Consider the following 6,298-nt stretch of genomic DNA (forward strand, 5'->3'; position numbering starts at 1 on the left):
AAGATGGCTAAAGTCGAATCTCAAGCCGGCGAACTGCAAGAAAAGCTGATTGCAGTAAACCGTGTTTCGAAAACTGTTAAAGGTGGTCGTATCATGTCCTTCACCGCGTTGACCGTGGTGGGTGATGGTAACGGCCGTGTAGGTTACGGTTACGGTAAAGCCCGTGAAGTTCCGGCCGCTATTCAAAAAGCGATGGAACAGGCTAAGCGTAACCTGAACAAGGTTGAGCTGAACAACGGCACTCTGCACCACCCGGTGCGCGGTGTTCACTCCGGTTCCACCGTGTTCATGAAGCCGGCCTCTCAAGGTACTGGTATCATTGCAGGCGGCGCCATGCGTGCTGTTCTGGAAGTTGCTGGTATCCACAACGTGCTGGCCAAGACCTACGGTTCCACCAACCCAATCAACGTTGTTCGCGCAACTGTCGACGCTCTGGTACAGGGTCAATCCCCGGCCCAGATCGCTGCCAAGCGTGGTCTGCGCGTTGACGAAATTCTGGGGTAATGCGACATGGCTAACACTGTAAAAGTAACTCAAACTCGCAGCTCTATCGGCCGTCTGCCAAAGCACAAGGCGACTCTGCGTGGTCTGGGTCTGCGTCGCATTGGTCACACCGTTGAGCTGGAAGATACTCCCTGCGTACGCGGTATGATCAACCAGGTTTATTACATGGTTAAGGTGGAGGGCTAAGCATGCGTCTGAATACTCTGTCTCCGGCCGCTGGCTCCAAGCGCGTTAAGCACCGTCCGGGCCGTGGTATCGGTTCTGGTCTGGGCAAGACCGGTGGTCGTGGTGTTAAAGGTCAAACCTCTCGTTCCGGTGGCGGCAAAGTCCGCAACGGTTTCGAAGGCGGCCAGATGCCTTTGAAAATCCGTCTGCCGAAGTTCGGTTTCTTCTCCCGCAAATCTTTGGTTTCTGCCGAAGTGCGCCTGAACGAAATCGCCCTGGTAGAAGGTGATGTGGTCGACGTGAGCACTCTGAAGCAAGCCGGTGTTATTACTAAAAACATCGTGTTCGCTAAAGTTGTTCTGTCTGGCAACATTGACCGTGCTGTGACCGTTCGTGGTCTGTCCGTCACCAAAGGTGCACGTGCAGCCATCGAGGCCGCTGGCGGTAAAATCGAGGAATAATCAGTACAATGGCTAAGAAACCAGGATTGGATGTTAAAGCACAGGGTGGTCTGAGTGAACTGAAGAGCCGTCTGCTCTTCGTTCTCGGGGCGATTATCGTTTTCCGTGCAGGCTCTTATGTGCCGATTCCTGGTATTGACGCCGCCGTACTGGCCGAGTTGTTCCAACAACAGAAGGGCACCATCATTGAGATGTTCAACATGTTCAGTGGTGGTGCACTCTCGCGTGCTTCTATTCTTGCGCTGGGGATCATGCCGTACATTTCGGCGTCGATCATTATCCAGCTGCTGACTGTGGTTCACCCCGCTCTTGCTGAACTCAAGAAGGAAGGTGAATCCGGCCGTCGCAAGATTAGCCAATATACCCGTTGGGGCACGCTGGTTTTGGGAACGTTCCAGGCCATTGGTATTGCAACCGGTCTGCCGAATATGATGCAAGGACTCGTGACTCATCCGGGTTTGGGCTTCTATTTCACGGCCGTTGTGAGTCTGGTCACCGGTACCATGTTCTTGATGTGGTTGGGTGAGCAGATTACCGAGCGTGGGATTGGTAATGGTATCTCGTTGATTATCTTCACAGGTATCGTTGCTGGTCTGCCTCATGCCATTGGCGCTACGGCCGAACAGGCACGTCAAGGGGAATTGCACATCCTGCTGTTGTTGTTGCTGGGCTTGATTGTTTTCGCAGTGACTTACTTTGTGGTGTTCGTGGAGCGTGGTCAGCGTCGTATCGTCGTTAACTATGCCAAGCGTCAACAAGGCCGCCAGGTATTTGCCGCGCAAAGCACACACCTGCCGTTGAAAGTGAACATGGCCGGTGTGATTCCTGCGATTTTCGCATCCAGCATCATCCTCTTCCCAGGGACCATTACTTCTTGGTTTGGTCAGGGCGAGGGCAAGATCGCTGACATCCTGCAACAGGTCTCTATGGTCCTGCAGCCGGGTCAGCCCTTGTATGAGATGCTCTATGCAGCAGCCATTATCTTCTTCTGCTTCTTCTATACCGCGCTGGTGTTCAACCCCCGCGAGACAGCAGACAACCTGAAGAAGAGTGGAGCCTTTATCCCGGGGATCCGCCCGGGCGAGCAGACAGCACGTTATATCGATAAGGTTATGACTCGCCTGACATTGGCAGGTGCGCTCTATATAACCTTTATCTGTCTGGTACCCCAGTTCTTGATGACTGCCTGGAACGTACAGTTCTACTTCGGTGGCACTTCGCTGCTGATTATCGTGGTAGTTATCATGGACTTCATGGCTCAGGTTCAGACCCATATGATGTCTCATCAATATGGTGATGTCCTGAGGAAGGCCAACCTGAAGGGCTACGGCCGCTAAAGGTCGGCGTAGTTACGGAGTTAAGCAATGAAAGTTCGTGCTTCCGTTAAGGCAATCTGCCGTAACTGCAAAATCATCAAGCGTCACGGTGTGGTGCGTGTGATTTGCAGCGAGCCAAAGCATAAACAGCGCCAAGGCTAATTTTTTACGGTTAGTACTTGCAACAAATAGTTGTGCTGGCTAATATAGCCAGCCAACTTTTGTTGTGTATTGGTTGACCGCCACGTATCCGCTCACGGGCTTTGTGGTGGTCGTAATCTACTATATGTAGGAGTGAATAGTGGCCCGTATCGCTGGCATTAACATTCCTGACCATAAGCATGCAGTCATCGCTTTGACTGCTATTTATGGCGTCGGTCGTACCCGCTCCAAGGCCATCTGTGCCGCAGCCGGTATCGCTGAGAATGTGAAAATTAAAGACCTGGACGAAGCTCAGATCGAGAGTCTGCGTGAACAAGTAGGTAAATTCACCGTTGAAGGTGACCTGCGTCGTCAGATTTCCATGAACATCAAGCGATTGATGGATCTGGGTTGCTACCGTGGTTTGCGTCACCGTCGTAGCCTGCCTGTTCGTGGTCAACGTACCAAGACCAACGCTCGTACCCGTAAGGGTCCGCGCAAGGCTATCAAGAAGTAACGGGAAGGTAGAAAATGGCTAAAACTCCGACTCGTGCTCGCAAGCGCGTTAAAAAGCAAGTGAGCGACGGTATTGCGCACGTTCATGCATCTTTCAACAACACAATCGTGACCATTACTGACCGTCAGGGCAATGCTCTGTCATGGGCCACCTCTGGTGGTTCAGGTTTCCGTGGTTCCCGTAAGTCCACTCCGTTTGCTGCCCAGGTAGCTGCTGAGCGTGCTGGTGAGATCGCCAAAGAATACGGCGTGAAGAACCTGGAAGTCATGGTCAAAGGTCCGGGTCCCGGTCGTGAGTCTTCCATCCGCGCTCTGAACGCGGCTGGTTTCCGCATCACTAACATTACTGATGTGACTCCGATCCCGCACAACGGTTGTCGTCCTCCCAAGAAGCGCCGCGTGTAACGCTGTAGCTACTTGGTCTAGGATTGTTGGAGAAAGAAGATGGCAAGATATATCGGTCCTAAGCTTAAGCTTAGCCGTCGTGAGGGCACCGACCTCTTCCTGAAGTCTGGTGTTCGTGCGATTGATTCTAAGTGCAAGATTGACACCGTTCCTGGTCAACACGGTGCGCGTAAAGCGCGTCTGTCTGACTACGGTGTTCAGCTGCGCGAGAAACAAAAAGTTCGTCGTATCTACGGCGTATTGGAAAAACAGTTCCGCAACTACTACCGCGACGCTGCCCGTCAAAAGGGTAACACCGGTGAAAACCTGTTGCAGCTGCTGGAAGGTCGTTTGGACAACGTTGTTTACCGTATGGGCTTCGGTGCTACCCGTGCTGAATCTCGTCAGCTGGTGAGCCACAAGGCCATCATGGTCAACGGTCGCGTTGTGAACATTCCTTCTTTCCAGGTTTCCCCTGAGGACGTGATCTGCGTTCGTGAGAAGGCTAAGAAGCAAGCGCGTATCAAAGCATCCCTCGAGGTTGCTGGTCAGCGCGAGAAGCCGACTTGGGTAGAGGTTGATGCCGCTAAAATGGAAGGTGCTTTCAAGCGTCTGCCAGAGCGTTCCGACCTGTCTGCCGACATTAACGAACAGCTGATCGTCGAGCTTTACTCCAAGTAAAGCTAGCTTCTAAAGAGAGGACACAATGCTGGGTTCTGTAACAGATTTTCTTAAACCGCGGCTAGTTGACATCGAGCAAGTTAGCCCGACTCATGCGAAAGTGACTCTCGAGCCACTTGAGCGTGGCTTTGGTCACACGCTGGGTAATGCCCTGCGTCGTATTTTGCTGTCTTCTATGCCCGGTTGTGCAGTTACTGAAGTCGAAATTGACGGGGTACTGCATGAGTACAGCAGCAAAGAAGGTGTACAGGAAGACATTCTTGAAATCCTGCTCAACCTGAAAGGTATCGCTGTGAAGCTGGAAGGCAAGGACGAGGTAACTCTGTCCCTGACCAAGTCTGGAACAGGCCCCGTTACCGCTGGTGATATCACTCACGGTGATGAAGTCGAGATCGTAAACCCGGAGCACGTAATCTGCCACCTGACTGGCGCCAATGCTGAAATCAGCATGCGCCTGAAAGTTCAGCGCGGTCGTGGTTATGTGCCTGCTTCTGCTCGTGTTCACAACGATGATGAAGAGCGTCCTATCGGTCGCCTGCTGTTGGACTCTGCGTTCAGCCCCATCGTTCGTATTGCCTACAACGTTGAGGCAGCACGTGTGGAGCAGCGTACCGACTTGGACAAGCTGGTCATCGACATGGAGACCAATGGTACTCTGGATCCTGAAGAAGCCATCCGTCGTTCTGCCACTATTCTGGCCGAGCAACTGGAAGCCTTCGTGGATCTGCGCGATGTCAGCGTGCCCGAGAAGAAAGAAGAGAAACCCGAGTTTGATCCGATTCTGCTGCGTCCTGTCGATGATTTGGAGCTGACAGTTCGTTCTGCGAACTGTCTGAAGGCAGAAGCTATCCACTATATTGGTGATCTGGTACAGCGTACCGAAGTTGAGTTGCTTAAGACTCCTAACCTCGGTAAGAAGTCCCTGACTGAGATCAAGGACGTGTTGGCCTCCCGTGGTCTGTCTCTTGGCATGCGCCTCGAGAATTGGCCGCCCGCCAGCATCGCTGACGAGTAATCCAGATTACGGGTTTCACAGATTTAGTTAGAAGGATAAGGTCATGCGCCATCGTTTGAGTGGTCGTCAACTGAACCGGAACAGCAGCCATCGTCAGGCTATGTTCCGCAACATGGCCAGCTCCCTGGTTCGTCATGAGATCATCAAGACGACTCTGCCTAAGGCAAAAGAGCTGCGTCGTGTAGTTGAACCGCTGATCACCCTTGCCAAGACTGATAGCGTTGCTAATCGTCGCCTGGCATTTGCCCGTACTCGCGATAACGCGATCGTGGCTAAGCTGTTCAATGAACTGGGCCCGCGCTACCTGGAGCGCGCCGGCGGTTATACTCGCATTCTGAAATGCGGTTTCCGTGCAGGCGACAACGCCCCTATGGCTTACATTGAGCTGGTAGACCGCCCGGCCGCTGCTGAAGCAGCTGCTGAGTGATAAAGAAAAAGCCGGGCTTGTCCCGGCTTTTCTTTTAATGGATTCTGATACTGCCTCAACTGCCTCAACTGCCTCAACTGCCTCAACTGCCTCAACTGCCTCAACTGCCTCAACTGCCTCAACTGCCTCAACTGCCTCAACTGCCTCAACTGCCTCAACTGCCTCAACTGCCTCAACTGCCTCAACTGCCTCAACTGCCTCAACTGCCTCGACTGCTTACTCTTGATCGTGTAGTTCCTTATATAGGTAGGTATTCCTTATTATCGAATGATGATCTTCCATTCACCTGGTACAGAAAAAGCCAGCCGGTGGTATGAGCTGCTCGCAGAGGAGGGCTAATTTAGCTCTGGATTTGGTGGTTTCTGTGGATAAGTTTGTATAAAAGCTGTGCTTGGATATGAATAACTAAAAAAGTGCAGTTTTTTGCAATTTTATTGCCGATGAGGGGTTGCCAGAAAGAATCCGTTCCCTATAATGCGCCTCCATCGACACGGCAAGCGGCAACGCAAACAGCCAGGTCGATAACCTCGAAAAGCCTTTGAAAATAAGGCTTGACTCGAGAAGGCGGTTGAGTAGAATGCCACTCCCGCAGCAGCCAAAAGCTGCGTCGCTCTTTAACAATTTGAATCAAGCAATCTGTGTGGGCACTCACAGCATCGAGCATCAAAAACAATTTTTGATATCAATG

General features: G+C 52.2%; 10 protein-coding genes. All 10 read left to right on the plus strand.

Features of this window, described 5'->3' with window-relative positions; translation table 11 throughout:
* Positions 1 to 3 precede the first annotated feature (3 nt).
* The 10 genes from rpsE (at position 4) to rplQ (ending at position 5,610) form a co-directional block, all read left to right on the plus strand.
* On the plus strand, positions 4 to 504 hold the full coding sequence (rpsE, locus tag PG881_RS16320) for a 30S ribosomal protein S5 (protein ID WP_270801366.1): 501 nt from the start codon (positions 4 to 6) through the stop codon (positions 502 to 504).
* 6 nt (positions 505 to 510) lie between these two features.
* On the plus strand, positions 511 to 690 hold the full coding sequence (gene rpmD, locus PG881_RS16325; RefSeq protein WP_005307985.1) for a 50S ribosomal protein L30: 180 nt from the start codon (positions 511 to 513) through the stop codon (positions 688 to 690).
* A 2-nt stretch (positions 691 to 692) separates the two neighbouring features.
* Entirely contained in the window at positions 693 to 1,130 is a 438-nt protein-coding gene (rplO, locus tag PG881_RS16330; RefSeq protein WP_005307987.1) for a 50S ribosomal protein L15, read from the plus strand.
* Positions 1,131 to 1,138: 8 nt separating this feature from the next.
* Positions 1,139 to 2,467 carry a preprotein translocase subunit SecY gene (secY, locus tag PG881_RS16335; protein WP_010672567.1) on the plus strand — a complete coding sequence of 443 codons (1,329 nt, stop codon included), beginning with the start codon at positions 1,139 to 1,141 and terminating at the stop codon, positions 2,465 to 2,467.
* Positions 2,468 to 2,494: 27 nt separating this feature from the next.
* On the plus strand, positions 2,495 to 2,608 hold the full coding sequence (gene rpmJ, locus PG881_RS16340) for a 50S ribosomal protein L36 (RefSeq protein ID WP_005319705.1): 114 nt from the start codon (positions 2,495 to 2,497) through the stop codon (positions 2,606 to 2,608).
* A gap of 139 nt (positions 2,609 to 2,747) precedes the next feature.
* The gene (gene rpsM, locus PG881_RS16345) at positions 2,748 to 3,104 is read left to right on the plus strand and encodes a 30S ribosomal protein S13 (protein WP_005307991.1); all 357 of its coding nucleotides are present in this window, start codon (positions 2,748 to 2,750) and stop codon (positions 3,102 to 3,104) included.
* A gap of 14 nt (positions 3,105 to 3,118) precedes the next feature.
* Positions 3,119 to 3,508 carry a 30S ribosomal protein S11 gene (gene rpsK / locus PG881_RS16350; protein ID WP_005319702.1) on the plus strand — a complete coding sequence of 130 codons (390 nt, stop codon included), beginning with the start codon at positions 3,119 to 3,121 and terminating at the stop codon, positions 3,506 to 3,508.
* A gap of 39 nt (positions 3,509 to 3,547) precedes the next feature.
* A complete protein-coding gene (gene rpsD, locus PG881_RS16355; RefSeq protein WP_011704319.1) occupies positions 3,548 to 4,168 on the plus strand; it encodes a 30S ribosomal protein S4 in 621 nt (206 codons plus the stop codon).
* Positions 4,169 to 4,193: 25 nt separating this feature from the next.
* Positions 4,194 to 5,183 (plus strand): DNA-directed RNA polymerase subunit alpha, encoded by a 990-nt coding sequence (locus tag PG881_RS16360; RefSeq protein WP_005307997.1) that lies wholly within the window; start codon positions 4,194 to 4,196, stop codon positions 5,181 to 5,183.
* 43 nt (positions 5,184 to 5,226) lie between these two features.
* A complete protein-coding gene (gene rplQ / locus PG881_RS16365) occupies positions 5,227 to 5,610 on the plus strand; it encodes a 50S ribosomal protein L17 (RefSeq protein ID WP_005307999.1) in 384 nt (127 codons plus the stop codon).
* The last annotated feature ends 688 nt before the right edge of the window (positions 5,611 to 6,298 follow it).

This window comes from Aeromonas sp. QDB54 (assembly GCF_027707385.1).
Lineage (GTDB): Bacteria > Pseudomonadota > Gammaproteobacteria > Enterobacterales > Aeromonadaceae > Aeromonas > Aeromonas hydrophila.

Excerpts from the sequence above, each read along its gene's own strand:
- rpsE (WP_270801366.1), top strand. The coding sequence starts at position 4 with ATGGCTAAAGTCGAATCTCAAGCCGGCGAACTGCAAGAAAAGCTGATT.
- rpmD (WP_005307985.1), top strand. The coding sequence starts at position 511 with ATGGCTAACACTGTAAAAGTAACTCAAACTCGCAGCTCTATCGGCCGT.
- rplO (WP_005307987.1), top strand. The coding sequence starts at position 693 with ATGCGTCTGAATACTCTGTCTCCGGCCGCTGGCTCCAAGCGCGTTAAG.
- secY (WP_010672567.1), top strand. The coding sequence starts at position 1,139 with ATGGCTAAGAAACCAGGATTGGATGTTAAAGCACAGGGTGGTCTGAGT.
- rpmJ (WP_005319705.1), top strand. The coding sequence starts at position 2,495 with ATGAAAGTTCGTGCTTCCGTTAAGGCAATCTGCCGTAACTGCAAAATC.
- rpsK (WP_005319702.1), top strand. The coding sequence starts at position 3,119 with ATGGCTAAAACTCCGACTCGTGCTCGCAAGCGCGTTAAAAAGCAAGTG.
- rpsD (WP_011704319.1), top strand. The coding sequence starts at position 3,548 with ATGGCAAGATATATCGGTCCTAAGCTTAAGCTTAGCCGTCGTGAGGGC.
- PG881_RS16360 (WP_005307997.1), top strand. The coding sequence starts at position 4,194 with ATGCTGGGTTCTGTAACAGATTTTCTTAAACCGCGGCTAGTTGACATC.
- rplQ (WP_005307999.1), top strand. The coding sequence starts at position 5,227 with ATGCGCCATCGTTTGAGTGGTCGTCAACTGAACCGGAACAGCAGCCAT.